Annotated in this window: 27 protein-coding genes and 1 tRNA gene; 1 reads left to right on the top strand and 27 read right to left on the bottom strand. The window is 63.1% G+C overall.

Annotated features, from left to right (window positions below; all coding sequences use genetic code 11):
• Window positions 1-242 precede the first annotated feature (242 nt).
• Window positions 243-319, top strand: a tRNA-Met gene (locus tag J5Y06_RS12230).
• A gap of 195 nt (window positions 320-514) precedes the next feature.
• Here J5Y06_RS12230 and J5Y06_RS12235 read toward each other — a convergent pair.
• The 27 genes from J5Y06_RS12235 to J5Y06_RS12365 form a co-directional block, all read right to left on the bottom strand.
• Window positions 515-1,315 (bottom strand): DNA adenine methylase, encoded by an 801-nt coding sequence (locus J5Y06_RS12235; protein ID WP_209335424.1) that lies wholly within the window; start codon window positions 1,313-1,315, stop codon window positions 515-517.
• A 142-nt stretch (window positions 1,316-1,457) separates the two neighbouring features.
• The gene (locus tag J5Y06_RS12240; RefSeq protein WP_209335425.1) at window positions 1,458-1,691 is read right to left on the bottom strand and encodes a hypothetical protein; all 234 of its coding nucleotides are present in this window, start codon (window positions 1,689-1,691) and stop codon (window positions 1,458-1,460) included.
• Window positions 1,692-1,941: 250 nt separating this feature from the next.
• Window positions 1,942-2,826 (bottom strand): hypothetical protein, encoded by an 885-nt coding sequence (locus J5Y06_RS12245; protein ID WP_209335426.1) that lies wholly within the window; start codon window positions 2,824-2,826, stop codon window positions 1,942-1,944.
• A gap of 12 nt (window positions 2,827-2,838) precedes the next feature.
• Window positions 2,839-5,172, bottom strand: a complete 2,334-nt coding sequence (locus J5Y06_RS12250; RefSeq protein WP_209335427.1) for an SGNH/GDSL hydrolase family protein — start codon at window positions 5,170-5,172, stop codon at window positions 2,839-2,841.
• On the bottom strand, window positions 5,165-5,377 hold the full coding sequence (locus J5Y06_RS12255; protein WP_209335428.1) for a hypothetical protein: 213 nt from the start codon (window positions 5,375-5,377) through the stop codon (window positions 5,165-5,167). Before J5Y06_RS12255 ends, J5Y06_RS12250 begins: the two co-directional genes overlap by 8 nt.
• A 13-nt stretch (window positions 5,378-5,390) precedes the next feature.
• Window positions 5,391-5,765, bottom strand: a complete 375-nt coding sequence (locus tag J5Y06_RS12260) for a hypothetical protein (protein ID WP_209335429.1) — start codon at window positions 5,763-5,765, stop codon at window positions 5,391-5,393.
• Complete coding sequence (locus tag J5Y06_RS12265; protein ID WP_209335430.1) at window positions 5,762-6,193, bottom strand: hypothetical protein; 432 nt, start codon at window positions 6,191-6,193, stop codon at window positions 5,762-5,764. Before J5Y06_RS12265 ends, J5Y06_RS12260 begins: the two co-directional genes overlap by 4 nt.
• The gene (locus J5Y06_RS12270; protein WP_209335431.1) at window positions 6,190-9,303 is read right to left on the bottom strand and encodes a phage tail protein; all 3,114 of its coding nucleotides are present in this window, start codon (window positions 9,301-9,303) and stop codon (window positions 6,190-6,192) included. The genes J5Y06_RS12265 and J5Y06_RS12270 overlap by 4 nt, the downstream gene beginning before the upstream one ends.
• A gap of 5 nt (window positions 9,304-9,308) precedes the next feature.
• Window positions 9,309-9,737 carry a DUF6950 family protein gene (locus tag J5Y06_RS12275; protein WP_209335432.1) on the bottom strand — a complete coding sequence of 143 codons (429 nt, stop codon included), beginning with the start codon at window positions 9,735-9,737 and terminating at the stop codon, window positions 9,309-9,311.
• A complete protein-coding gene (locus J5Y06_RS12280) occupies window positions 9,734-10,360 on the bottom strand; it encodes a hypothetical protein (protein WP_209335433.1) in 627 nt (208 codons plus the stop codon). The genes J5Y06_RS12275 and J5Y06_RS12280 overlap by 4 nt, the downstream gene beginning before the upstream one ends.
• 4 nt (window positions 10,361-10,364) lie before the next feature.
• Window positions 10,365-10,997: a hypothetical protein gene (locus J5Y06_RS12285; RefSeq protein WP_209335434.1), complete on the bottom strand. Its 633-nt coding sequence runs from the start codon at window positions 10,995-10,997 to the stop codon at window positions 10,365-10,367.
• Window positions 10,994-14,269, bottom strand: coding sequence for a phage tail tip lysozyme (locus J5Y06_RS12290; protein ID WP_209335435.1), 3,276 nt, complete (start codon window positions 14,267-14,269; stop codon window positions 10,994-10,996). The genes J5Y06_RS12285 and J5Y06_RS12290 overlap by 4 nt, the downstream gene beginning before the upstream one ends.
• Complete coding sequence (locus tag J5Y06_RS23070; protein WP_342453424.1) at window positions 14,266-14,700, bottom strand: DUF1799 domain-containing protein; 435 nt, start codon at window positions 14,698-14,700, stop codon at window positions 14,266-14,268. The genes J5Y06_RS12290 and J5Y06_RS23070 overlap by 4 nt, the downstream gene beginning before the upstream one ends.
• Window positions 14,655-15,035 (bottom strand): hypothetical protein, encoded by a 381-nt coding sequence (locus J5Y06_RS12300; RefSeq protein WP_209335437.1) that lies wholly within the window; start codon window positions 15,033-15,035, stop codon window positions 14,655-14,657. Before J5Y06_RS12300 ends, J5Y06_RS23070 begins: the two co-directional genes overlap by 46 nt.
• A 75-nt stretch (window positions 15,036-15,110) precedes the next feature.
• Window positions 15,111-16,040 carry a phage tail tube protein gene (locus tag J5Y06_RS12305; RefSeq protein WP_209335438.1) on the bottom strand — a complete coding sequence of 310 codons (930 nt, stop codon included), beginning with the start codon at window positions 16,038-16,040 and terminating at the stop codon, window positions 15,111-15,113.
• Window positions 16,041-16,043: 3 nt separating this feature from the next.
• Entirely contained in the window at window positions 16,044-16,217 is a 174-nt protein-coding gene (locus J5Y06_RS12310; protein WP_209335439.1) for a hypothetical protein, read from the bottom strand.
• On the bottom strand, window positions 16,214-16,651 hold the full coding sequence (locus tag J5Y06_RS12315; protein WP_209335440.1) for a phage tail terminator protein: 438 nt from the start codon (window positions 16,649-16,651) through the stop codon (window positions 16,214-16,216). Before J5Y06_RS12315 ends, J5Y06_RS12310 begins: the two co-directional genes overlap by 4 nt.
• Window positions 16,648-17,211: a phage virion morphogenesis protein gene (locus J5Y06_RS12320; RefSeq protein ID WP_209335441.1), complete on the bottom strand. Its 564-nt coding sequence runs from the start codon at window positions 17,209-17,211 to the stop codon at window positions 16,648-16,650. The genes J5Y06_RS12315 and J5Y06_RS12320 overlap by 4 nt, the downstream gene beginning before the upstream one ends.
• A 2-nt stretch (window positions 17,212-17,213) precedes the next feature.
• A complete protein-coding gene (locus tag J5Y06_RS12325; protein WP_209335442.1) occupies window positions 17,214-17,651 on the bottom strand; it encodes a gp436 family protein in 438 nt (145 codons plus the stop codon).
• Window positions 17,648-18,433 carry an HI1506-related protein gene (locus J5Y06_RS12330; RefSeq protein ID WP_209335443.1) on the bottom strand — a complete coding sequence of 262 codons (786 nt, stop codon included), beginning with the start codon at window positions 18,431-18,433 and terminating at the stop codon, window positions 17,648-17,650. Before J5Y06_RS12330 ends, J5Y06_RS12325 begins: the two co-directional genes overlap by 4 nt.
• 121 nt (window positions 18,434-18,554) lie before the next feature.
• The gene (locus J5Y06_RS12335) at window positions 18,555-19,448 is read right to left on the bottom strand and encodes a Mu-like prophage major head subunit gpT family protein (protein ID WP_209335444.1); all 894 of its coding nucleotides are present in this window, start codon (window positions 19,446-19,448) and stop codon (window positions 18,555-18,557) included.
• A 7-nt stretch (window positions 19,449-19,455) separates the two neighbouring features.
• Window positions 19,456-19,866: a hypothetical protein gene (locus J5Y06_RS12340; RefSeq protein WP_209335445.1), complete on the bottom strand. Its 411-nt coding sequence runs from the start codon at window positions 19,864-19,866 to the stop codon at window positions 19,456-19,458.
• Between the two features lies 1 nt (window position 19,867).
• The gene (locus J5Y06_RS12345; protein WP_209335446.1) at window positions 19,868-20,953 is read right to left on the bottom strand and encodes a phage protease; all 1,086 of its coding nucleotides are present in this window, start codon (window positions 20,951-20,953) and stop codon (window positions 19,868-19,870) included.
• Between the two features lie 231 nt (window positions 20,954-21,184).
• Window positions 21,185-21,421: a hypothetical protein gene (locus tag J5Y06_RS12350; protein WP_209335447.1), complete on the bottom strand. Its 237-nt coding sequence runs from the start codon at window positions 21,419-21,421 to the stop codon at window positions 21,185-21,187.
• Complete coding sequence (locus J5Y06_RS12355) at window positions 21,418-22,629, bottom strand: phage head morphogenesis protein (protein ID WP_209335448.1); 1,212 nt, start codon at window positions 22,627-22,629, stop codon at window positions 21,418-21,420. Before J5Y06_RS12355 ends, J5Y06_RS12350 begins: the two co-directional genes overlap by 4 nt.
• Entirely contained in the window at window positions 22,629-24,176 is a 1,548-nt protein-coding gene (locus tag J5Y06_RS12360; protein ID WP_245247794.1) for a DUF935 domain-containing protein, read from the bottom strand. Before J5Y06_RS12360 ends, J5Y06_RS12355 begins: the two co-directional genes overlap by 1 nt.
• Window positions 24,176-25,543 carry a terminase large subunit domain-containing protein gene (locus J5Y06_RS12365; protein ID WP_209335449.1) on the bottom strand — a complete coding sequence of 456 codons (1,368 nt, stop codon included), beginning with the start codon at window positions 25,541-25,543 and terminating at the stop codon, window positions 24,176-24,178. Before J5Y06_RS12365 ends, J5Y06_RS12360 begins: the two co-directional genes overlap by 1 nt.

The following is a 25,543-nucleotide window of genomic DNA, read 5'->3' on the forward strand; positions in this document are numbered from 1 at the left end:
TTCATCGGGCTCTCGCCTTTGGTTCCGGTAAGCGCGAGCGCAATGGCTCACTGTGGCTGTGCGGACACATATTCGCGTGGCGACTTGAACTCAACCCGCCGGGTGGAATCGGTTGTCATTGGACGGTCGTTGATGATTGCGCGCGATGTGGTCTGCGTCCTTGACAGGCTTCGAAGTGACACCTTATATCGCGCCGACTTCGCGGGCGGCGGCTTCATGAACCGCATCCAGGAACCGCGCGGGGCGGAGTAGCTCAGTTGGTTAGAGCAGAGGAATCATAATCCTTGTGTCGGGGGTTCGAATCCCTCCTCCGCTACCAGTCAAAGCAAGGACTTAGCACTAGATTCCGTCTTCGGCTTGTCGCGGCCGTGTTGCAGCATTTTCTTCCGCAATGACAATGCTTGCCCAAAACAACGGCCGGTGTAGCCGGTCGCGCGGTTTTGCAATTTTGTCACCGGGTTTTGCAGCAACGCGATTCTCTGTAGCCGCACTTTGAGGCGCCCTCGAAGGCACCTCAAGGCCCGCTTACAATCAACTCTGCCGCCGGCCTCGACCCTCCTCCCACCCCATACTGAAGACCTACCGGTTCAATCGTGAAGGCCGCGAAGGTCTCGCGGATCTCAGGCACATCGTTGATCGACAGGATGAAGCGGCCTTTCAGGAGCGCCAGGCGCTCCGCCATGGCGCCGAACTGCTCTCGATCGAAGAGCCCTCGGCCGTAGTAGTGCTCCGAGCCGAAGTACGGCGGGTCGAGATAGAACAGCGTCTCCGGTCGGTCATACCGGTCGATGAATTGCGGCCAATCGAGACACTCCAGCACAACGCCGGTGAGGCGCTCATGGGCCTCCTCGAGGAGCGGCGCTAGCGTCGTCAGGTTGAAGCCTGCCTTGGATCGCGGATCCACCCCGAAGTTCTGACCAGCCACCTTCCCGCCGAACGCGGTCCGTTGGAGGTAAATGAAACGCGCGGCCCGCTCCAGATCAGTCAGCGTCTTCGGATCGCTTGCGCTCAGGCGCTCGAATTCCCGCCGCGATGTGACCTGGTACCGGATCGTGTCCATGAACTGCGGGTAGTGGCGCTGCAGGATGCGAAAGAGGTTCACCACCTCTCCGTTGCGATCATTGATGATCTCGGAGCGCGGCCGAGAGGTCCGGCGAAAGAACACGCCTCCCATGCCTACAAATGGCTCGGCATAGATGCCGTGCGGCACGGCCGTGATCATTGCCACCAGTCGAGAAGCCAGCTGCCGCTTGCCTCCAACATAGCCGGCAACGGGTTTTGCCGGGACAACCGGCTGCAGGGGTTCAAAGTCCATTGAAGGCATCATCCGAATCCTGCCACCCATTCTCTTGCGGCCTCGGCCGCCGGGGTGGCGATGATGCGCGAGCTAGCCATGCGGGTCTGAGATTGGCGTCTGGGCCCGCAGCCGTGAAGTGACACGGCCTCCGTCACGTTCTTCAGTTGGCGGCCGTCCAGCCGCACCAGGCTTCCCCTTTTCGGTTGTGCGCCACTGCCTGTTCGAGGCGAGGTCTCGACATGATCTCGATCTCGGCCGCTGAGGGGCGCTGTGGGACGTTTTCGGCACACCAGATTGCCTCGGGTTCGGCGATCGGCGCCGGCTGCGGCGAGCCTGAAAGCAGCGAGCAGCTGCCGGCCGAAAGAAGGCCTGCGAACATCAAGGCTTTGACCATCGACCGAGCTCCTTTCGCAGATCCTCATCTTGCTCTTCAGCCACGTCTCTCTCTATGGTCCTGCCTTCTTGGACATGATCGAGGCGCAGCTGGACGGCCGCAGCATCACGCTCTGCCCTTTCAGCTCGGGAGACCGAGCTCGCGCCTGTTTGGCCGGCCCTGAAGGCCCGCCAAACCAGTGCGGCACCCAATCCAGCCAGCAAAGTCAGAAGCCCTAGAATGGCTAGGCTACCCGTCATGTCCGTTCTCCTCAGCTGAACACACCACGCGCCACGGTCGCAGCGAAATCCTCTTCCGCAACCATGATCGGATCGCGTTGACTGACGTCGAGCGCCTCGATCAAGAGCCGGCCGGCCCTGTACTTCTTGGCGAGGTTCTGAGCCGCTGAGAAAGTCGCACTCCAGTTGGAGTACGGAATTCCGAACTTCCCCTTCAGACCGCTGAAATCGTTGGAGTTGGCCACCGTCGAAGCATTCGTAGCGGTCTTCCGGACCCCGCCGATCGGCCGGGTGCTCAGTCCAATCACTGCGCCATCGAACCAAGTGAGCACTTGAGTGACCGTCCCCAAGATTGCGGGGTCAATGCCACTATGCACCACCGCATCGGTGCTGTTTGTAGCCTTCGCCCTGCGATGCCAGAGCTGACGCACGCCGCTATTTGTTCCGTGCCCCAGCTGGAAGATCTCCGGCCCGCCTTGCCAACCGTTGCCTGTGTCAGTGAAGTTCAGATAGGGGATCTCGCCAGATACAGGATTCCAGTCATCCGCCGTAGGGAACTTAATCCAGGCGATCGCGAGATATCTTTGTGCATTCGCGTATATCGCGGCAGCTACGCTGGCAGGGACTTCCATATAGGTCGCGCGAGCGGTCACTCCTGAAAAGTCGAGCATCCCACCGACTACCGGGACGATCTGACCGGCCGGTATCACCATCTTGCCGTTCGCGTGCTCGGAAGTATCGATGATGAGGCCATCGTTCTGCGCCGGGTTGCCGGCCTGGTAGGAAGCAGGGTGAGCGACGTCGGCTCCGAAGAGCCCGCCGTTGTTGAAGTCAGTCCACCAATGCACATCCTTTTTCAGGACCGGAAGAGCTGGGTTGTTGGTGACTGCAGGCGAGCGGATAGCAATGCCGGCCATGGTGGGGATCTCCTAAAGTGAGTGAACGAGAGCGCGGTAGAGCGCGTCGGCCACAAGTGGGCCGCCGAACAAAGCGTCTTCGTGAGTGTTGTCGGGAAGTGCCGGGAGCGGGCTTGTTGGCGAGTAGTCATCCAGGCTGAGACCGAAGTACGGCTGCAGGTCGATGAACGGGTAGTTCTTCGCCACGCACATCTCACGCACGGGTACGGTGATCTCGGACATCGGAGCGTCACGTCCGAGGAAGTTTTCGGAAGGCATTGCGATCAGGATGTCGGCTCCTGGGCTAGCCGCACGCAGACGCTGCGCGATGATGTCATAGTCGACCGCAAGGGCCGCGCCGATGGCGGCGGCGCCACTCGTGGCGCTCTGATTGTTGGTCCCGAAGCTGAGTATGTAGAGACCACAGGGCATCATCGCGTGGGCAGCGATGAATTGCGCCTCGTCTTTTGAGCGGAAGTGTCCGGATACTGCGCCGTTCTGGCCAAACTTGTTGAAACGAAGTCCATTGGCCTCGGTCAGGATGTGCAACCCGTTAAATTCTTCCAGTCCAGAGTTCTGCCTGATCTCGATCTTTGTCACCGGGACCCCAGATGGGGGCGCGGGAAGCACAACACGCGACGGTCCAACGCCGTCCGCCGTCGAGATGTCAGCAGACCACGTTCCGTCGTTGTAACTGACGCTGACTGATGTGCCGGGCACAGGCATGTAGACCCAGGCAACCTCGGACGGCAAAAGGCCGGCCGGACAACTCACCACAATGACCGAACCCGCCACCGTCGCCTTGGTGTAGGACATGTCGGGCGTGGCAACACTGTTCTGGAAAAACTGAAAGGCGGCGGAGTAGCTGGTGGCATATTCTCCGATTAGCGCGTGAGGACGGGCCATCGCCCCGTTGAAATTGATGTAGCCGCCCCCTGCATAGCCAAAGGGTTTGCGGAGCCGAACGCCCAGAGAATGGCTAATCTGTGCAAGGTAAGCCCGGCTGTCGCCTAAGAAACCGATGGGAAACTGAGTGCTGGCCACCCCGGTGTCCAGCCTTCCCAGAAACACGCGACTCCGGCGAAGCTGATCAAGGTTCTCGGTTGCCCCCTTCAGATTCCCGTAGCCGTCAAGTGAGCGGTCGATGCGGGCAGCAAGCGAGGGCTGCACGCCTCGAGCCGCGACCATCTCGGGCATCAACGGGTCGAGGTCTATACTTGGCAGAATGCCCATAACCCGGTCGTCGCCATCAGTGAAAACCGCTCGACCGTCTGGAAGGCCGATGACCGGGTAGGCCTCTGAGGTTTGAAACTCCCGGCCAACAGGCATCGCCTTCAAGGTCTTGATGATCCGGTTGTTCTGATCGACGAAGTAGACGGCATCTTCCGCGCCGATGATCTCCATGGCGAAGGCATCGACATCGCCGAACCGAACAAAATCAAAGATGCCAGAGCCCCCCGCTACCTGCGGAGCATGAAACGTGGCGTCCTTCTTCCAGTGACCGATCTCGCGCTTCCGGCCGTCCCCATCTTGAGCCGAGATCACGACAAGCCGATCATCGCCGATGATGCCAGAGCTTGCCTCGAAGCTGACTTCCTGCGCCGTCTGCCTGGCGTCCAGCTCCTCCGTCGCTGCCTCTGCGGCGGCAGTGCGCGCTGCTAGCGCCTGCGGTGTGTCATTGCTGACCTTGTAAAGCGGAGCGCTGCCGGTGCGATTTTCGTAGTAGCCATTCCCTTCACCAGCACCATCAGGCCCGAGCGTCGGCGCTGCTGGATCTCCCGTGACGTAGATCCCCTTGTTAAGCGGAATCGTACCTGCGGCTGCATTGGCCAGCGCAAGTGTCGCGAAGCTTCCGGCGTTCTCGGCGGCCGCGATGGCGCTGTTGATCACGGGAAGCTGGGCAGCCACCTCGTTGATGCCGGCGATGTTGTCTGCTGCTCCCTGGACAGCGGCCGCGTCGAGGGCGGCCAGCTTGTCTGCGAGCGGCGCGAGCAATGCGACATCTGCAGATGCCGCGCCAACAGCGATAATGTCCGGCATGCTCTGCAGGATGCCATCCAGCAGATTGATATCGATCTGAACGCCTGCAAGAAGGATTTCGAGCGCCTGGCGATAGCCACTGTCGTATGGGGTGAAGACAATCTCATAAGGCTCCTCCGTCTGAGACGGGCCCGGCCAGGGCGCTGCGAGCGTGATGGTCGTTGCCGACACCGAGGCAATCCGCACCAGCAAACCCCAATGACCGCCGAAGCGGTCACCTGGACGCACGGCCTGCGCTAGGTTGCCGGCGTTCTGGAACACGACTGTGGTGCCGTCTGCCTCGACCGTCGCGCTGCCGGAGTTATAGATCCCAGGCCAGTCAGCCATGATCCCCAGCCCCCTGTTTCAAAGTGGCGATCTCGATCCTGGCCGCGCGCAGCTCTTGATCGAGCTGGCGAACCGCAACGGCGAGCATTAGGGCCTCCGTTTCGGCATGCTCCGCACGGCGCCTGAAATACCCGGCGACGGCATCAAGGATCACGGATTGGGAGCCACTTTCCGCGCCGCCCGCTTGGCTCTGGTCAGTCATCATCGGAGCCTCCGTTTTACGCATCGAATTCGATCCCGTGTGCGGCCAGAACAGCGGCGACGGCCGCTGGTGTGCTGGCTGCCTTCAGAGCCTCCTGCGCCTGCTGGCGATCGACCTCGACCTGCGCCAGCCGCTCCGCCTGAACCTGCGCCTTGTCGAGAACGGCTTGTGCAAGATCGACCTCGCTGAGGCCGCGAGCGGATGCTTCCGGCGCCAGAAGCGGCGAGGTGCCTCCGTCGAGAACCCGACGCGCCTCCTCCGCCTTAAGTGCGTGAACCTCGTGGATCGGACCGCCGAGCACCGCGTAGTGGCGCGACGCGAAGCCTGCTTCTAACCGCAGCAGCGCAGCGAGGCGGACATTGGCCATGTTTTTTGAGAGCTCGATCCTCATTGAGCAACGATCTCCATTTCGATTGGCAGGTAGGGGAAGTGGTTGATCGCCAGCCGGTACGTCGCCGGCATGGTCGCTCGCAGCTGGATAGGCGCGCCATCGGCGGTGGAGGGCACACCGTCGATCGCGAAGGTGATCCCGGCAGGAATGCCGGTGATCACGGCCTCGTCCACACCGTCGGCTGCGATCGTTGTCTTGGAGGCAGTCACCGCCAGCTGCGGCCGCAGCACGACTCGATCGGCATCGAGGTCGAAGTAGACTTCGGCGGGATCTGGCACGTCCATGCCGTGGCCGACCCACCGAAAGGTCAGATGAGGAAACAGCGGCGGATAGCCGTCGATCACGTCAGGCGGAACCGACCCGCAATAGACGATCTCGCCCGTGACGGGATCATGCTCGATAAAGACCGCATTGCGCTGATCGCTCATCGCTTCACTCCGAAAACGCCGAGCCTGGAATAGGAAGCGGAAGCCGATGCGCCAGTGCTGGCGGTGGTCGAGAACTGCAGGGCGACCGTGAATGTCCCTGAGCCCACCGGGATCGGAAAGACGAAGGAAAAGCTGCCGCCAGAAATGTTGTTTCCACCACTCGATTGGCCGGCAACGACCTGCATGTATTCAGCGCCGTTAATCAGAATGCGGGCGACAATCGAAGCGAAAGCGGAACCGTCGGTGCTCGTCACATCGACCCGGCAGGTGAAAAGGACGAAGAGCGTTCCGCCGACGGCCATCGAAACCGACGTTTGGCAAGCAGTTGACCATCCGCCGCCGCTCACGGAGCCGCTGTTGGCCACGACCGAAGCGGTTGTTGCGGCCTGCAAAGCGAGAGCGGTGGTGTCAACGCCGCCGACCTTGAGCTGGTCCGTGGTGATGCTGTGAGCCTTGATGTTGATCGCGTCGATCTCACCGACGATCAGCGACGCCAGAACGGCCGCGTTTACGCGCATCACCCCGTCCTGGAAGACGAACGGCGTGAACTTGCTGCCAACGCTTGTGGGGTTCGCGATATAGAACCGGTCGGCAACGAAGCCGGCATAGCCGAGTCCGCCGCTGGTCGCTTCCAGGAACAGGGAGCTGCTGACGAAGTTTTCGCCCGAGCCATGTTTTACCTGGACGGCGTAGCGCGCACCGCCTGCGGGACCGCCGGCTGTCGCGGTTGCCCGGATGTTGATCGACGCGGACACATCATCCACGTGTGCTTCCAGCACGTCGATCGACTGCGCGGTCGCGACGATCTCCCCGTTGATGCGCGTGACTTCAGTCTGGACCAGCTGCTCGACGGTCGCGAGCCCCGTCTCGAACTCCGCGCTCATCTCGTTGAGCACCGCCGTGATCACCCCATCCGGGCCGATCGCCAGGATGATGGACTCCCCCACAAAAGCGCGGGTGTCCTCGATTTTCAGCTCGACTTCTTCGCGGATGACCTTGCGATCTATGAAGTTCGATGAAGCTTCGTTTTCCTCGTCCAGCATCAACTGGCGGATACGCTCGATCGCGGCGCGCGAACCGGTCGTCGCGAACTCGGTCATCCGCTGAATGTGCTGCTGGATCTCCGCCAGCATACCCGGCAAATAGACGTCCCGGTCCGTCAGCCGGATGTCGGGCGTTCTGACCGCAAGCCAGGCGGACCATTCGGTCGGCCGCGTCGAATAAGGCACATACTTGCCGCGCGCCTCGTAGTCCTCATTCGGCAGAAAATTCCCGTCGAGGAGCCACGCATAGGGTGGCGCATAGGCCGAGGCGTCACTGTCGAAAACGACTTGCTGGCTGGCGACGTGACGGACCTGGACCCAGACGCTACGCACGTCATCCAAATCCGGCGCGCAGCTCACCTTCATGGATGCCCGGCGAGGCACATTGTTGCTGTCATAGATGATGGCAGGCTCGACGGCCCAGCCGGTCATCAGCTGCGTATCGGGACGGATCGGGCCGAGCCAGCCAACCGAAACCGGCTTCTGGAAGGATGAGGACCAATCATAGTCGGTCGGATCCATCTCGCGCAGCGTGACCTGGACGCAGAGGTTCCGCAGATTGTCCTTCGACTCGACGATGAAATCTTTGTCGATGTACCCGTTGCGCTTGGAGGTCCAGGCAACGACGTCGTTCGGCTCGAGCGGCCGCGCATCGGGCGGCAACACGATCACATGGACCCGGAAACGGCGCCCATCCTTCAGCATGGTGCGCGCCAGCACCTGGACCTGGGTGGGGAACGGAACCGCTTCGAAGGCGACCGAGAACGGCAGGTTCTTGCCGGCATCCGACGCGCGCATTTCCGCGTCGTCGGTGCGTGGCGCATCCTTCATCGCCCAACGTTCACGGGGCTCCGGATAGGTGGCTTCGATCGCATTGAAGGTTTGGTCGATGGTCGGAAAGGGAGCAAATGTCTGCCCTTCCGTGATGACGATATCGTCGTCTGTGAAAGAGTAGACGGCAGCGCCTGGCGCGCCGACCAGCATCTTGAACAGCCCGCCGTTTTCGGTGATCCGTCCGGAGCAGCCGAGGCGAAACTTCTCGATCACGTCCAAGGGCTCGTGGTCGCTCAGGATCTCATAACCGCTGCGGAACTGAGGTGCCGTTCCACCTTCAGCGAGGGCGATCGCACGGTCGCACTCGTTCATCGAAGCAAACCAGGACGAGGTCGGCAGCCGATGGGCACCGAGGTTTTGGCCGCCGAAAACCCACTCGCCCTGGTAATAAAGTCCACGGATGATGTTGTAGATTATGACGGCGTTGTTTTGCGACCGCTCATAGGTTGCGACGTTGCCCCAGCGGTGGCTGCCAGAACCGCCGATCGAGCTATCCTTGCGGGGGTCGTAGAGCGGGATTGGCTGAGGCTCGACCACGATCTGCGGCAGACCGTTGGTAAACAGGCCTTCGCTGTCATAGCGCGCCGTGACGATCAGCACCTGACACCCGCGCCCGATCATCGTGGGAAGAAAAGGCCGCTCCGGATGCGTGCCAAATTTCGCCAGCAGGAAGGGATCTGCTTCGCTCTGGTAGCCGTCGAGGAAGCGGATCCAGAGATGATGCTGGTCCTTGCTGTCTCGATATTGCGCAATCGGAAAACCACGCCCTTCCGGGTCCGGCTCGCCCCAAAGCACCTCGACCAATTCGTCGTTGACCCAAAGGCTGACGATTCCGGCCGGGCCGGCGCCATTCGGCATGTTTGAGACTTCGATTACGTCTGTGACGAAGGCGTTCGGCGTCTGTCCGACCTCTCCCCAGACCCCGATATATTTGCGCCGGCCGGCGGTGGCATACTTTCCGACGATCACGCCCGAGGGTTTGTCGTCACCCATCTGGATCTGGAGGTTGACGCCCCTGGGCTCCTCCTTCGGAGCCATCGCCTTCATAATCAGCGAGCCAACGAAGTTCAGCGCGAGGCCGATCGCCGTCTTGATCAGGAAACCGGCGATACCTCCCTTAGCCAGAAGACCCGCAACCGCGCCGATCGCCGCGGCGACGGGACCTGCCTCAGCTCCCGAGGTCGCGGCAAGCAGCATCCAAAGCGCTGTGAAGAGGATTGGAAGCCGCTTCATGGCCGCTATCCGACCGCGAAGATCTGATCGGCGTCGAGCAGGTCGACAGTGCCGAGGCCAGCTTCGGTCAGCACGAAGATGCGCTCACCATTGACGACGCCCAGGGCATGCCGGAACAGCGAGTCGACGGGCACCGCGGCGATGTCTCCGATGATAGCCTCAGCGCGCGGCCGTGCCGGCAAGATCGTGTCGACCAGGTCGGCGAGATCGTCGAAGCCATCTTCTTTCATCAGCCGGTAGGCGGAGGCCGCGCTGTCATAGCGACCACGATAGGGAGCAGCGATATCGACGCCGGTCAGCGCCTCGACCATCCGCCCTACGAGGGCAGGACCGCAATCGTTCTCGCCCCAGGCGAACGGCTTGCGACGCAGATCGTCAACAACGGCCTTGTAGGGGCCGCGCCAAAGCTCGATGCGGGTGAGCTGCAGGGTCATGCCTTCTGGCCCCACGGGATCGTCCAGTTCGCGACCACAGCGCCATATTTGCCCCACTCATCGCCGCCGCGGCGCTTCTGCGCCTCATAGGATGACTTCTGATAGTTCTTGCGCGTCAGCATGGAGATCGCGTCCGATGCTGCATGGATCTTGATCGAGCCCTCGCCGCCGGCGGCCGGCGTGGTGATCGGCGCACCATCGATCTCTCCCATGAAAACGAGCTCGGGCGTTCCAACCGGCTGGCGGGATGATGGATCAAGCGTGATCTCGTGGATCTCGATCTTTCCGAGTCGCACGTCATAGCCGCGCACGATCTCCTGGGCGGCGGGTGCAATCTGGCTAAGATCGACCGTGACGGTTTGGATGGTCAGGTCCGAAACCTGGCGGATGGGCGAGATGGCGAGCAGAGCGCCGGCGCCGAGATACGGCCGGGCAACAGGCTGGCCAGTGACGCCGCTGGTGACGTTCACCGTCACATCATAGTCGCCCGACCACAATCCAAGCGTTTCCAGCGACCCGGAGGCACGGTTCTTGCCCTCGAACCAGACGAAGAAGCGTGGCGCCACGCCGGTGTCCCGGGCGGCGATGAGTGCGGAAAGAAAGGCGGATGAGATGCTCTTCATGGGATCAAAGCTTCTGGATGACTTTGAAGCCGGCATCCCAGCCCATGTGCCGGCGGGCCGTGCCCGGGTTGTGGCTCTCGGGATAAATGACGACGCGGCACGCCGGCTTGATGAGGGCGACGGCCGAGTTGGCGACCACGCCCACCGGAACATGCGGAAACACCGCGAAGGAAGGCGTGGTGCCGCCCGAGCTCGCCTGGACGGTCGCCGTGCACTCCAGGAAGGCGTAGCGATCGCCGAATGTCACCTGGATCTTGTCGCCGATAGTCAGGCGGTAGTTTGGGGCCAAGCCCTTTAGCGAAAGCGACTGCCGATCGGAGCCGACGCTGTTGACCGACACCGATCGAGCGCCCAGGACGGCGCCGGTTGGATCCGCCTGCGGATAAACCGACTGTGGGTCGCAAAGCAGGAACGGCTCCTGGGCGCCGTGAAGGCTGCGGATGAGAGCGGCGTTCTGCTTGACCAGGTGAAAGTGCTCGGTCGCCAGCTGGATGGTCCCAACCCAAAGCGGCGTCGCCAGCTCCGCCTGCCAGAAGCGGCCTTCTCCGACGCCCGAAAACTCGTCGTTGCGCTGGATGTCCCAGCTGACACTGGAGACCTTCAATCGATCGTTGAGGTAGGAGAGCGGCTTCGTCATCCGCGTGGACCTCGACGGTGACGGTTCCTCTCGTAGCCCTGAATGTGATCCGGCAGGTCGGCGGCAAAGGAGGAAACGGCAGCAGTTGCTTGTGCCTGCCCCTCCTGCTGCGCCACGTTCTTCACGTAGGCGCGCAAGTTTCCATCATCGTCGACGTCGACCCCGACAGTAACGTGCACCGCTTGAACAGTTGCGGCCGCGGAACCGCCGACGGCGCCGCGGCCGCCGCCGAAACCGGCTAGCCCGATCGCATGCTCGGCCACCATTGCCCTGGACCGTGGGTTGGAGCGGATGACGTCGCCGGCGCGCAGCTTTCGAAGCTCCGGTCCTTCCTCACCGACCCAGGCCCACCCGGGCGGCGCGCTTTCGGTGCCGTCGGCGAAAAGGCCGAAACCACCATTCATGATGTGATTAGCAGCCAGGGGCGAGATCGAGTTCATGAAGCTGAAGGAAGGCAGCCCGCCACCTCCGCCGCCGAAAAGCTTGCCGAAGAAGCCGCCACCTCCGCCTCCGGAGGGTGCGGCCGGAAACGCGTTGGAAAGATTGTTGCCGAACTCGTCGAGCCCCTTGCCCAGCGACCCCAGCCCCTCGCCGGCCGAGGTGGCGCCGGTGGTCATCGTGTCGATCGCCGACGTCGCCGACTCCGTCTTCGACCCGAAACGCGCCATGGCGTCCTCGGCCGCCGACAGGCGATTGCTCCAGCCGTGCATGTTTTCGGGATCGGCGGCCGACCAGCCGCGCGGCCGCTCGAAGCCGCCGAAGGCAGCCGTCGCCTCGCGGACATCGCCGGCGTTCATCAGCCGCTTGAAGGCGGCACTCTCCGAGGTTTGAAGTTCCTTCCACGCGAAGTCGAGCTGGCCTTGAACGTCGTCCAAGTTGCCACGGCCGCCGATGTGGCTGAACAGGTTGTCACGACGGTCATTCCATTGAAAAAGGCCGTGGGCATACCCGCCGTCGCCAACCGCAAGCGGATTGAAGCGGCTCTCTTGGGCGACGTTGCCCATGATGCCGGCGATCTGATGTGGCGCCAGCCCCTTGCCCGCGAAATAGTTCCACACCTGGCTCTGGACGCCGCCTGCAGGAGCAAGCGCTGCACTGGCCGCAGCAGCGCCGATCGGAGCAAGCGGCGCACGGGTCACCGCGCCTGGCGCATAGTTGTCGTTAGCGCCAGCGCCTGACTTGCCGAAGATCAGTTCGGCAAACCCGCCGATCGTCGGGATGAACGATCCGCCGCCGCTCTTAGAGCCTTGCGGATTGGGCATGATGATGTCGAGCAGACCCTCAAAGGCCTGATCGAGGATCTTGTCCGCTATGCGTTGAAGGGCGTTCACAGCCGCGTCTGCAAGCGCCTCCCACAGGTTTGCGCCCTCCCGAAGCGCATCCGCCGAGTCAGTCAGGAAGCCTTTCGCTATGTCCCGGTTTTCAGCCCAATCGCGTTCAGCTTTCGCGGCTTCACGAACAGCCTCAGTACGCTGGCGTGTCAGTTCGATGATCTCGTTGGCATTCGCCCGCAGCGCCTGTGCTTCCTCGCCGTAAAGCGGGATCCCAAGCTGCCGAATCTCCTGCTCCAGCTTCAGACTGGCGACAACTGCCTCTCTGGCTTCTCGACTTTGGCCGAGCATTCCCGCTTCGGCGCGCAGCAGCTCAAGCTGCTCCCGCTGACTGCCCAGCATGCTTTCGTAGGGTTTTGAAAGGCGATCCTGGCGCGCCTGGTCCCGCTCACGATCCCGTTTGAGGCGCTCGGCCTCGGCCCGGCGGCGCTCATCGAATTCCGCCCGCCAGTCGCCGAGCTCGATGTCGCTGCCGGGCCGGCTCTGAGAGAGAGCTCGCGATGAGGCATCGGCCATCCGCTGATCGGCTTCCAGCTTTTCACGATAGCGGCGGTCGAACTCCTCCTGCTCCTGGATCGTCTGGTAAGGGTTGTTCTGAAGAACTTTCGGATCGACATAAGTTGGCACGAACTGCATCTGTGCATCGATGCGGTACCGCTCGGCGTCGGCGCTGGCACGTCCAACTTCTTCGCGATATTCGCGCAGAGCCTCGATCAGATCGTTGATTGAGGTAATGCCGGTGCTGCCAAACTGCTGGTTTGTTTCCGACAGAACCTTGATCGCTGCATCGAGATCACCGGTCGAGGCCGTCGACTTGTTGATCCTTGTCTCAAGCTCCTCCATGACTTCGACGATGCCGCGAAAGCCGGCCGCATCGTCTCGATTGGCGCTCATAAGGTCGCTGCGAGCCTGAGCGGACATGCCCAGGATGTCAGCAATCTGCTCACGGGCAGGCTCGTAGCTCTTGGCTGCAACTTCTTCCGTCGCCGCAAGGAGATCCTGGATCTCCCGGCCCTTGCGCAGCTCTTCCACGTAACGCTGGAGCGCAGGCGTGGCGTCACCCCACTTTTGGGCCACACCCTCGATCATCTCGAGGTGCTTCTGTAGCGCTTCCTCAGCCTTGTCGGCTTCGGTTTCAGTGTCCATGAAGTACTGAACCAGCGCCGCGCCGGCGCCGATCGTCGCGATCGTCACCAGTGAGATCGGGTTGAGAATCGATAGAAATGCGGAGCCTATCGCCGGACCGATGCGCTGGCCGGATCGCACGATGTCGTTGAACTGAGCGCTAAGCTGTGTGCCCTGCTGCAGAGCGATCGCAATCGGGCTCTGACCCATCTGCGTCGTGACTGCGATGTCCTGGAGCTGGTAGCTGATGTTGGCCGAGTTAAAGCCGGCACCGCCGCCAGGCTGGGTGGATTGAGCAGAGACACGCGCTGTTTCCCGCAGCGCCGCGGTCCGACCTTTCAGCGCCGCGATGTTGTCCAAGGCGGCCCTGCGCTCCCGGTCGAGCGCCGCAGTCATTTCGTTGACCGAGATCGCGCCAACAGAATGAGCCTGCCGGATCTCCGCTTGCTGCGCCTTGTAGTTCTGGATGACGCTGAACAGCGGATTGTACTTAGCTCGAAGACTATCGAGCTGGCGGCCGAACGCGTCGATGTCGCGGCCGCGGGCCGCATCCATGGCAAAGGGACTGCCAATCGCCGCCGCGCCCCTGCCGATGTTGAGAGAGCGGTTGATGCGCTCCGCCATTGTTTCAGCATTTCGCGCCATCGTGGCAACGTGGTTCGCTGCCACCTGCTGTGCTGCAGCTACCCTGTTGGTGGACGCGACAACAGCATCATTGGCGTTGGCGACGTCCTGCAGGCCCTGGCGGGTTTCGGCGGCCGCACGCTTTGCACCTTCGGCATTTCCGCCGATGACCAGGGCGAGGTTGAGGCTCATGCGTCACCTCGCGCGGCATTAAGGATAGGCAGAGCCGCCCTTTCCATCACGCGCAGATCGTCGAAGACAGCGCAATCGAGGCGCCCACGGCGGCGCTCAAGAAGCGGTCGAGCGGAGGCGTAGTCGATGCCAAGGAAGATCAGGACGCCGGTCATTCCAGCGGCGATGATGCGCCACTGCGTCTCACAGTTGAGAAAGACCGTAAGGCTACGCCAGTTCACGTCCCAAACCTCGAGGGCATCATCATCATTGTTTGCGACCTGGTCGGGAGGGACCTGGACCCCGAGGAGCTCGAAGTCCGCAGCGGTCTCCTCATCAAGGCCCCCACTGGCTTCAGGATCGACTTGACCGGACCGCGCGTATGCCCAATGGCGCGCGGCCGCGATCAGTTTCCCCTTCGAGCCACGTCCGTCCGCATGCTGTCTCCCCAGGCCCGGAAAACCGCGGTCCTAAACCACTGCATCTCCATGGCTTCGCGGAGAGCGTCCTTCGTGAATGGGACCGCAGCGTCATTCTCGTCGACCACACCGCGCCAGTCCGTGATCACATCCAGGAGCTGCTCGACCTCCTGCGCCACGCGCTCATTCGGATTGTCGATCTGCGATATTTCGGTACCCTTCGCTCGAAGCACGCTTTCACGGACCGCCTTGAACCGCGCTTCGAACTTCATTGTCATGAGTTTGCCGGCAGCTTCCGGGTCGGGCATGCTGACGTCGACGGGCCACCAATAAAGGTGCTCAGATACAAGGCGGAACTTTGCGGCCATATGGCTCTCCCGGAGTTCTAGAAGCGGGTTGGAAACGGCTTCGAAGCCGTCTCAACGTCAGTGTCCGCGCAGGGCTTAGCGGATGATCAGCGAGAGCTCGTCATTGCCCGCCGTCGGCAGGAACATCATCGGAATGGTGTTGTTCATGATCCCGGTTGACTGGCCTTCGCCTGGACGGCCGATCTGGACGTTCAAAGCTGCAAACTCACAGATATTTCCAGCTTCGGTCCCGTGCACGAAGCTCATGGCGCCGGTCTCGTGAGCCTTCGCCGTCGCTATCCAGTTCTTCACCGACAACTGCGTCGCTTCCATCACGGCCGACCCGGTGGTCCGGCGATCCGCGATCTGGATGGTTTCCTCGTTGATGAGCTGGCGGGCCGAGACCTCGTTCCCGAGGTCGATGGTCACGCTTTCCGTCGGGAGGGTGACACCGTGCAGGCTGAACACCGAGTTCTGCTTGTTCACGGGAACAGGCTTGATGAAGCCGGTCAGCGTGAGAGCAGGCAGCGCCTCGTCAACGAGCGTGCCGTGCAGGCCGAGGAAGTTGAACCGCAAGCGCGGGATGCCCTGTGGCGTCAGCTCGGTCCGCCAGCTGCCGCGGCAGCCGAGCATGGCCTGACGGGTACCGTCGCGATTGTAGTGGAAGGTGACCGCCTCAAAACCATCGGAGACCGGCTGGTATTCGACGTCGGTCCCGGCGGTTATGACCTGGCTCATCCCGCAAGCGCGGAGCAACGAGCCATAGGCAGGCGCGGTACCGGCATCGCCGGCGCCGGCAAGCTCGACCGAGCCTTCCAGGCGTGCGAGATACCCCGACAGGATGATGCCCTGGTGACCCATATACGGCAGCAGCAGGTCGCGGCTAATTTCTGCGGCCTCCAAGGGCGTGAAGTTCACGTCCTGGAAGAGGATGGCGTTGGCTGCGCCAGTGGGAGCGGCATCCGTCCCATAGGTAGTTTCGATCTTCGCCAGGGCGGCGAGCTTGCGCCAGAAACGCTTGGCCATGGATCAGTCCTTTTTGGATGAAGCGGCGGCGGTCTGCACGGCTGCCGGCTTGGGGGCTTGGGACTCGGCCGATGCGTCGGGCGCGTCCTTCATGACTGGCGATGTGCGCTTCAGCTCGCCGGTCTTGGAAGCGCGCTCATACGTGCCGCCTGTCCGCTCGATCGGGGATTTCGTCATGCTTGCTGCTCCAACCAGGTGGTCACGCCGTAAGTCTCGCCCCACCAAACCGAGCCCTTGGCGGCGCGCACCAACTTGCCAGCGATGAGGGTGAAGGGTTCGCCATGCTCGGCGTTCGGCGCGAACCCGATCATCTGCTGGCGCACCCAGGCTTTCAGGGAGTCGATCTCGCCGGCGGCCGCGCCACCCGTCGCATCGGAAACATTGCTGGTGACGATGTAGACGCCGAGGTCGACTTCGACGGGCTGAAGCACGGGCCCGGTGAGGCGCTCGCTCTCGCCAGCCACTTCCTCGAGGATGACGACAAAAGCGGCCGGCGTGGTGTTTGGGCCGTCCTTCAGTGCGGCAAGCTCGGCGATCGGCTCAACCAGGCGAAAGGGAGACCCGCTCGTGTCGCGGAGGCGAGCAATGACGACGTCGACCAGGCTGCTCATCGTGCGGCCTCCGCGAAATGGTCAGCGACGATCGAGGTGATCGTATCGCGGTCGGCCTGGTCGATGCCGAGGTATGGACGCGCTGGCATCCGGACCTGGTGGGCGCCGATCGTGACCGCCCTGCTTTCCTTTCGCTTGGCGGCCGAGCGCACGAAGCGCTTCCGTTTGCCGGTCGAAAGGTGGATCGTCTGCTGGCGCTCCGGCATGTCGATGGCGCCGCCGAGCTGGTGAATGGCGGCATAAACGACGTTGCTGCCGACGCGTGCTTCTGTGTTGGACGCTTCGAAGGTCAGGCTCTGGTAGAGCCGGGTGCTCACCCGAAGAATGTTTGCGGTACCGCGGCGACCACGGCCGATGCGAGCAGCGGCTGTGCGCGGCCGAAGCGGCGCCCACTTCTTTCCGTCCGGACCGGTCTCGCGCTCGAAGCGGCGCTGGGTCGACTGGAGCATGGCCGCGCCGATCGCCGCCATTGCCGGCTGCATATCGCCGGCAGCATCCTCCAGGCGCTGAAGCTGGCCGGTGACAGCCTCGTCATCGATGCGGATGAAAATGCCGGTCACGATCAGGCTCCCCTGAGACTGTCGCGAGTGAAGGTGCGGTTTGGTGCCGAGGTCCGGATCTGGCCGCCGCCGGCAGGCTGCGGATCTGCGCCGCCTGCGGGGCCCGAAAGCTCGATCAAGCCGCGAGCCACATCCTTCAGCCACGAAACGGCTTCGTTGTAAGCGCGCAGGACCGGACCCTCTTTGTCCGCCGCTTTGCCATGAAGGTAGTAGCGGGCGATGTCGGCCACCTTCTTCACCAGCACCGGCGGCACATCCTGTAGCGGGAGAGCAACCACCTTGCGCAGGTAGCCGTCGGCCAGCGCCGATGCGTCAGTCAGCGCCCGCTCCAGCGTCACGTCATCGATCGTCGATGGCGGCCGGTTGACACGATCTGTCAGCTGCTCGAGCTCGGTGGAGCCGAAGCGGTCGATCAGATCCTGTTTGGTAGCATAGGTCACGCCTGGTCGGCTCCAGTCGTCGCCGCCGTCACCAGTTCAACAACGAGGTTCGGCTCGACGAGAAGCGCTTCCAATTGGTCGGGTGTGAACGTCGCGCCGGGGTATTCCGCCGGCGCAAGGCCATGCGCCATGCCGGCACGGCGGAAGCCCGCAATGCGAGCCTGGATCCTGACATGAGGACCAAAGGCCAGCTCTGAAAACGGTGCGTTGTCAGCCCACCCTTCGAGCGCCCGCCAAAGGTTCGGAAAGCGCAATTCACGGGTTGCTAAATCAAGGCCGTCGAACTCTGCCCAGGAAGGATGAAATGCCGGTTCTCTCCCGGCCGTCACGCCCAAGGTGTCGGACTGTTGCTCGATCCCCAGGCTCGTGCTCCCTGGCCGGACCTCATCCTGAGACGGGACGTTCTCTCGCTGCTCCGTTGCCTGTTCAGGCTGAATTGGTGCCGTCTCTCCGGCTGTCGCGTCCATGATCTCAGACGTTGCAGATGCCGACCGCCCGGCATCAGGCCTACTTGCCTCTCCCGCCATCGGGGCGCCTTCCGCGGCGCTGGTCCGACCGTTGTCCTCGGAGGTTTTCGCTTCGGGATTGGGATGGGGGGAGCCTGCGCCTACCGGCGACTGACCGGTCACCAACGCAGGCTCCATTGCTCCGCCCTGCGTCGACCGGATTGTTTCACCGGCAGGGTTGGCAATCTCGATTGCGATCGGCTGCGCGGCTTCGACCGCTTGCGCGGGCGCCGGCGTCGTCGACTTGGCTTTCGTGGTTCGCGTGGCCTTGACCATCGATCATGTCTCCGGGTCTTGCGGAAAGGGCTTGTAAGCCCCTTGCGAAAGACCCGCCGCGGGAGGAGGTGCGGCGGGTTCTTTCCAGTCACGCGGGAGGAGGTGCGTGACGGGGAAGCTGTTATGCCAGCCAGGGCGTCATCAGCAGCTCGGCGCTGCCCGCCCACTTGTTGCTTTCGCCGCCGTTCACCAGCTGCGACTGCAGGATAGCCTTGCCGGCGCCTTCGAGGCTCGGTGGCACCACCAGAAGGTCAGGAACGAGGCCGAGTGGGCGACCGTAGTCGCCCTTCATGCCGGTGATCGCCGCACGTGCGGCCGCGTAGTTCGCCTCGTTCAACGTCTGCTTGGAGCCATAAGCGAACTGCCAGAAGCCGAAGCCGGCATTGGCGCGGCCTTCGACGCCGTAAACGAACTGCTTCTTGTTGAAGACGTTCGGATCGTCCGGGCTGTCCAACGCGACAAAGTCGAACTTCTCGCGCTCCTGGTAGATGATCGGCTTGATCGCCCGCTTCGTGCAAAGCAGGTACCAGCCTTCACCCGAGCCGCCGCCGGAGTTCGAAACAGAGATCTCATTGCCGTTCTCATCGAGCACCGGGTGATCGGTATCGAAGAAGAACTGGCCATCGTAGCACTTGGTTGTGAAGCCGTTCTTCAGGAGCGGCCAAACGAGCTGATCCGGGAAGGCCGCAACCGACATGCCCATTTCGGTGAAGAGCGGCGCGTAGGTCCCGAGCGTGTCATCGCGGATATCGTCGCGTTCCACGGCGATGGTCATTTCGAACGACTTGTTGCGGATCGAGTAATCCGCCTCGGAAACGTTCTGGATCACGCGATCGCCAATCCACTCGCGGATGTTCGGCAGCTTGCTCAACCAGCCATAACGCTCTTCGCGGGTGCTGGACGGCACCACCGTCGCGACGCGTGCATATTGCGAGGCGGCCTGGCTGAGGCCGCCCTGAAAGTTCGTCTTGAAGCCAACGCGCAGCGCGTTGAGAGAGCCGGAAGTGATCTTCATGGGTTCCTCAGCCGAAATTGACCCAGACGCCCTGGGCGTCCACGTCGTGGATCTTGCCGGCCACCGAACGGGTGTTGGTCCCGTTCGTCTTGGCCACGGTCTGGTCATCGACGCCGTAGCAGTCGTCGCCGATATCGGCGGCCGTGATGGCGTCGGTGGCGGCCGAGTTGGCATAGCGGTAGATGCCGCGACCGATGCGGGCGCGGATATCGCCATTGGCGCCGGCCGAATTGTCGAAGTCGGCTTCGGCTCGGCCGACGCCGCGCAACGTGGTCGACGTGCTCATCGGGACCGCGAGGCCATTTGCATCAACGGCCGTCAGGCCGCCGGCGTAAATCTTGGTGGCTGCTTTCACCGGCAGCTCGGTCATGCCGGCTTCACGCTCCGGCGTGTTGCGTCCCTTGCTCAACGCGGCCATGTCAGAAGGTCTCCGATGAAGCCGCCTCGGCGGCGAGGGTTTTCGCGTAGTCGGCCGCGCTGATGCCGAGCGCCGCAACCGCTTCGCGCTGACTTTCGTCGAGCGGAACCGGATCGCCGGCCTGACGCTGAGGCGTCGGCTTGAGCTGCGGATCCGTGAGGACCGGAGCACCCGAGGTGAAGGCGTTGAAGGCGGCGATATCCTTCTTGGCGAGATCCAGGCCCCAATCCTTCAGGGCTGGCGCCAGCTTGCCGGAAGCAACGGCCTGGTCGACGGCCGTCTGCGCCTTGTCGGCCGACAAAGCCTGCTGGAGCTGGGTGACCGTGTTCCGAAGCTCGGTCACCGCAGACAGCGGCACGTACTTCGAGGGATCGGGCGCAGCGGTCGCCTTGGCGTTGAAGGCCGCCACGATCGCGTCGGAACCAGCTTCGGCGTCGGTGCCGGCGGCAAGCGCCACCGCGGCAACCGTCGTCTGCAGCTTGTTGATCACCGAAAGCGCTTCCGCTTCGGTGCTGCCCGCGGCGAGGCCAAGGGCTTGGAGGATGTTGTCCATGGGTTCTCCCTCTGGGGACAGGTCGGAAAATGAGAGGTCGGAGCTCGCGGCGACCTGCGCCAGATCGAGCGCCGGCGTGTTGGTGAGCGCTGCCATTCGGATTGCGAGCACCTTGCCGGTACTCTTGGAGTGGATCAGCACGGGGCTCAGGTAGCGGTACTCAAGCCCTCGGATCGCCTCCGCCGCAGCCGCCGTCCACTCGACGCGACCCCAAATGCCGTCCGCGCGGACCTGAAGCTCCTTGATCCAGCCCGCTGCCTTGGCGGTTCCGCCAACGCCATCCTTCGCGCCGAACACCGACTGATGGTCGTAGTCGATCACCAGCTCGGTGGAACCGGCGATGGAGAGCGTGCGCTGGACGATGGCCTGGAGGGTTTCGCCGTGGCCGGCGTCGAACGGGCCGCGACCGTCACGCGCCGAAAAGGTGCCGGCCGGGCAAAGCTGCACCCAGGAGCCGTCCGCAGCATCGGCGGCCGAAAGCAGCGCGAGCGGCGCGGCAAAGGTGGCAAGGGTTGTAGCGGCGGCTTTGGACATGCGGCTGATCTAGCCGCGTCGACCGCATCAAGTCGGCAGGCCGAATTCGGCCCCCGGTCGCTATTTGGTTGGGAAAGGTGGGGGCAAATCGCCCGCGGGCCTATCCATACACGCGCAGGTCCGAATTTGAAGCGCTTTCAAAGCCCGTGGACGCGCGCAATTCAATTCGGGCGTCCATCGGACCCTCCGCGTGCGTCCGGCGCGTTCTGAGGCCCCACAAAGGGATCTACCCTATCGGCCAACAATCAGGCGACGAAGGAATGAAAGCGCGCCGCCGCCTGGAACTTTGATCTTCGCAACGGTCTCGCCTTTGTATCGAGCCCAGGCAAGAGCCTTCAGACGCTCCTGCGCATCAGCGGGCGATGTGGCGAGGATCTCTATGCCCCAATCCGCGCCCTGATGCCGGTACTCGAAAAGGTACGGCTTGAAGCTTTCCGATAAGTTCGCGCTCCGTGTTCGGCTGGTCATCGACGACGGTCCCTCAGGATGATCACGCCCTCGCGGCCGAGCAGCTGTTCCACTTCGGCATGGTCCATGAAGCGGTAGGCCGTGAGATAGGCAGCAAGCCCATTCTCCGTCGTCTTCAGCGCGGCGTATCGCCAGCGGCCTCCCTGCCTGACCAAGAAAAGCGTATCGGCGCCCGCCTGGATGATCAGAGACGCATTCTCCACCAGCGACGGGATCACGGCGTAATCAGACCTGGTGAGATCCGGATGGCGCTGCAGCTGCTTGCGCATCGTCTCGGCCGACAACAGCACCACGCCGGCTTGCGAACTGGTGGATGCGCCCACTTCTGTTGGCAAAAGGGCGATCGGCAGCTCGCCTTCGGGTTCGTCAAGGAACCGGCCGAACCGCTCGGAGGCGATCGTCTCCTCAATGGCGGCGCGAGCAAGCGCCGGCGGCGAGGCGATCGGCCTGGCGGCAAAGGCGCTGTTGGCCGAGGCCGTCACCCCCGCCTTGCCGGCATTGTGCGCCCAGCCCGGATCAATCCCGTCCGGAATGCGCGAGATCTCGCCGGTCCGCTTGTTGACGAAGGAGCGCATCGTGTCGGCCGGCGGATCAAAGGTCAGCGCCTCGCCTTCACGCTGCAGGCGATCAATGTCTCGCTGAGACAGGCTCTGCAGGGTGCAGCGGCAGTTCCAGCCGCATGGCGGTGCCCAGCGGTCCCAATAGGGATGATCGACCGGCAGCACCAGGTTGTGTCGCGCGCGATGGGCCGGCCGCGTGCGGTCATCCAGGAGCGCGACGTAGCGCAGGAAGGGCCGGGCCTTCTTGTTGCGTTCAAAACTCGCCCAATGCCCCTCGGCATAGGAGACCCGCATGTTCGCATCGAAGATGGTCTGCAGGCGGCGCGGGCTGCCGAGCTGCGCCGGTACCGCTTCACCTGTCGCCGGATCCGTGACCAGCTGCCGGCCCCACCAGCCCTTCGCCTGGAGAACTGGCGTCAGGTCTTTGGCGAAATCACGGAAGGTTCGCCCTTCCTTCAAGGCGGCTTCAAGAGCGGCGTGAATGTCGCCCAGCACATCGAAGCCTGCTGACTTAGCCACGGTGAACATCGCGGCATGCTCTTCCTGCCAGACGTCCTGCCAGGAGAAACTTGGGTCCAGTTTCAGGCCGCGGCGTTCCAGCGCGCGGATCGCGTCCTGTGGTGGGAGCGGCTCGACGACGGTTGCCATCAGTCGGCCAGCGGCTGATCCGTTTCACCAGCCAGGCGCGCGGCGAAGCTCGCCCTTGCAAGCAGGTCGGCGATGGCCGTCACATCCATGTCGGCAAAGCGCTCCGCCAGGACCTCACGCGCCTCCTCAATCGAGGTCGCCTCCGCGAGACGGTCAGCCAAGCCAGCCGTGAGCGGCGCAATCAACGGCTCCCAATCGGAAAGAGCCTCGTCGACCGCGTCATCGATCGTATCGGCTCCCTCGTTCCCGCCAACGGTGCTGAAGGCCTCATGCTTGCCTGCCTGTGCCGGCTTCTTGTCCTTTCCCGGATCAGCGGCTTTTGCCGGCGTGCCGAGCAGCTCATCATCGGCACCTGGATCCGGCAGCCCGATCTTGTCCCGAACAACGGAAACGCCGACCCTGCCACCCAAGCGAACGAACTTGTCGACGTGGCCCATGAAGGTGTCGAGGTCGATCGGCCTGCGGATCCTGATGCGCGGGTAAAGCTTCTGCTTGCCGAAGTTCAGATCCACGAGCGGCCGCGCCAGGTCGCGGTTCAACGTTGCGGCGAGCTGCTGCGCGTCGGCGGCCTCGATGTCCTCGCGCACCTTGTCATGTGTCTTGCCGACCGCATGGCCGCCGGCGATCGCGTCGGTGGTCGCCGTCTGGCCCAGCACCAGCTTGGAGATCTGTCGATCGAGCCAGTCCGCGCGCTTTTCATAGAGCTCGTGGTTTCCGGAGATCTTCGCTTCCACGAACTCGACCGTCATCGCCTGAGGGATGATGGCCGCATAATCGACGCCGATACTGGTGACCGCCTCCAGGAGCACCTCCTTGTCGCGCTCGGATGCGCCCGGATCGAACTTCCCCAGCCGCAGCGGCTGCCCATAAGCCTCGCAGAAGATCGCCCAATCCTTGACCGTGTAGGCCTTGAACATGAAAGCCCACGCGGCACCCCGCGCCAGACCGCCGCGGATCGGCAACCCGCTCTTTGCCTTTGCGTGATGAACGATCCAGCCGAAGGGCTTCAGAGGAACGCCTTCGCCGCCTTCGCGCAGCTTCAGCGTTTCCCCGTCGATCCGGTCGAAGATAAACCAGCGTGGATCCCGCCACTTGAGTTCGCGCGGCCGCCACTGGCCTTCCGACGTGTCCCAAAGGATCTCGGTTGCCGAGAAACCCTTTCCGAGGGCGTCCAGCACATCGCGCAGCTCTCCCTGGAAGGCATCGCGGTCGATCACCTCTCGAATGAGGTCCGCGTGCTTCACTGCGGCGGCGTCATCGCCAGCGGCATCAACGGTGATCTCCAAGCCCGACACCTGCATTTTCCGGGTGCCGAGTACGCTGGCATAGTGCTGGTCGCGCTCCTCGATGTCTTCGGCCAATGCCAAATACTGCTCCGGATCTCCCTCGATCGAGTCACGGAGCAGGCGGGCCAGTCGGCCAGGCGTGAGGCCGGCTGCCGGATGCATCGCGTCGTGGCGCCGGACGCCAGCCGACGTGGGCGCTGCCTGCTCCTGCTTCAGGGCGCGAATGTCGATCGGCCGGCCATAAGCGTCGAGCAGTGGCATCAGAAGATCCCCCGATCTCGTCGGCCGCTCGGCCGATCTTCAGGCGGGCGCATCCGCAGGCCGCCGCCACCTGCGCCCTCGTCGAATTTAGTGCGGGCGCGCGGTGCGCGTTGGTAGCCATATTCATGTTGCGCGCCGCCGGCGGCATTGACGGCAAGAAACATGGCCCAGGTTCGGTCGGCGTGATCGTCATCCCGCTCGGCAACGAAGCGGGGCGCACCGGTTGCCGAGGCGACCTTGCGAAGCTTGTGCAAATCACTGCGCAGCGGGACGTCCCCTTCACGAATGCGGATGGTGCGATCCTCGAAGCGCTCTTTCCCGGCGGTCGCCATGACGAGCTTGTTCGGCCCGGTGAACAGCACACCCTCGATGCGCGAAGCGCCGTAGCGGCGCTGGGCATCCTCCACCGGCTTTTCGCCCATGCCGGTTTGATCCATGCAGCCGCGGCCGACCCGGTACCGCTGCATGACATCGTCCAGCGCCTCGTCCTGTTCGGCGAAGGTTTTGCGCTTCAACTCAATGCGCTCACGATCCCAAAGGACGTCGCCGACTTGTTCCAGCACCTGGATGACGAAGAGGTCGTTGCGGCGGCCGATATCGACGCCGATGAAGCAGACGCCGCCCTCGTAGCCCTCCGGATCTCCAGCACGCGGATCCTCGCAGGACGTGATCAGCTCATAGGTGAGCCATGCGCTCGCCTCGTCCAGGTACTGCAGCTCATACTCCTGAGCCCAGGCATCCTCATCGGCCAGGCCGGCGCGCAGCTCGTCGATATCACGAGGCAGACCATCGGCGACGGCCTGGTAGATGTCGACGGAGTGCCGAGACCAGGTGTCATCGTCGGCCGTGTCGATCTCGTAGAACTTGCCGCTCTTGCCGTTCGGGGTCGATGTAACGCGCAGCTTCCAGCCCGCTGAAATCACAGGAAACAGCGCCTTCCAGATCGCACCGGAATCCTTGTGGAAGGCAAACTCGTCCAGGAAAACGTTGGAGGAAAAGCCGCGTGCCGTATCGGGGTTCGCAGGCAGGGCCGTGATCTTGGAGCCGTGCGGGAACGCCACTTCAAGCGCCTTGTAGCTCACGGCGCCGATATCATAATCCGCCTCGTAGGCATCGAAGGTCAGGCCGTATGCGTTGGCGTGGATCTTCACGCCCTCTTCGATCGCTTCACGGGCCTGGCGCTCGCCGCGCGACAGGATGACCCACCTGGTGCGGGCCTGCTTCACGACATGTTCGAAGCTTTCATCGACGCATTCCAGCGTGGTGGTGAACGTCTTGCCGGTTTGACGAGCGAACTTGCCCAGCTTGAAGCGGGAGCGATCGTCGAACCAGCGGCGCTGGTAGGGGAAAAGGATCGGAGTGCCCAT

The sequence above is a fragment of the Tianweitania sediminis genome (genome assembly GCF_017813335.1).
Classification (GTDB): Bacteria; Pseudomonadota; Alphaproteobacteria; order Rhizobiales; family Rhizobiaceae; genus Tianweitania; species Tianweitania sediminis.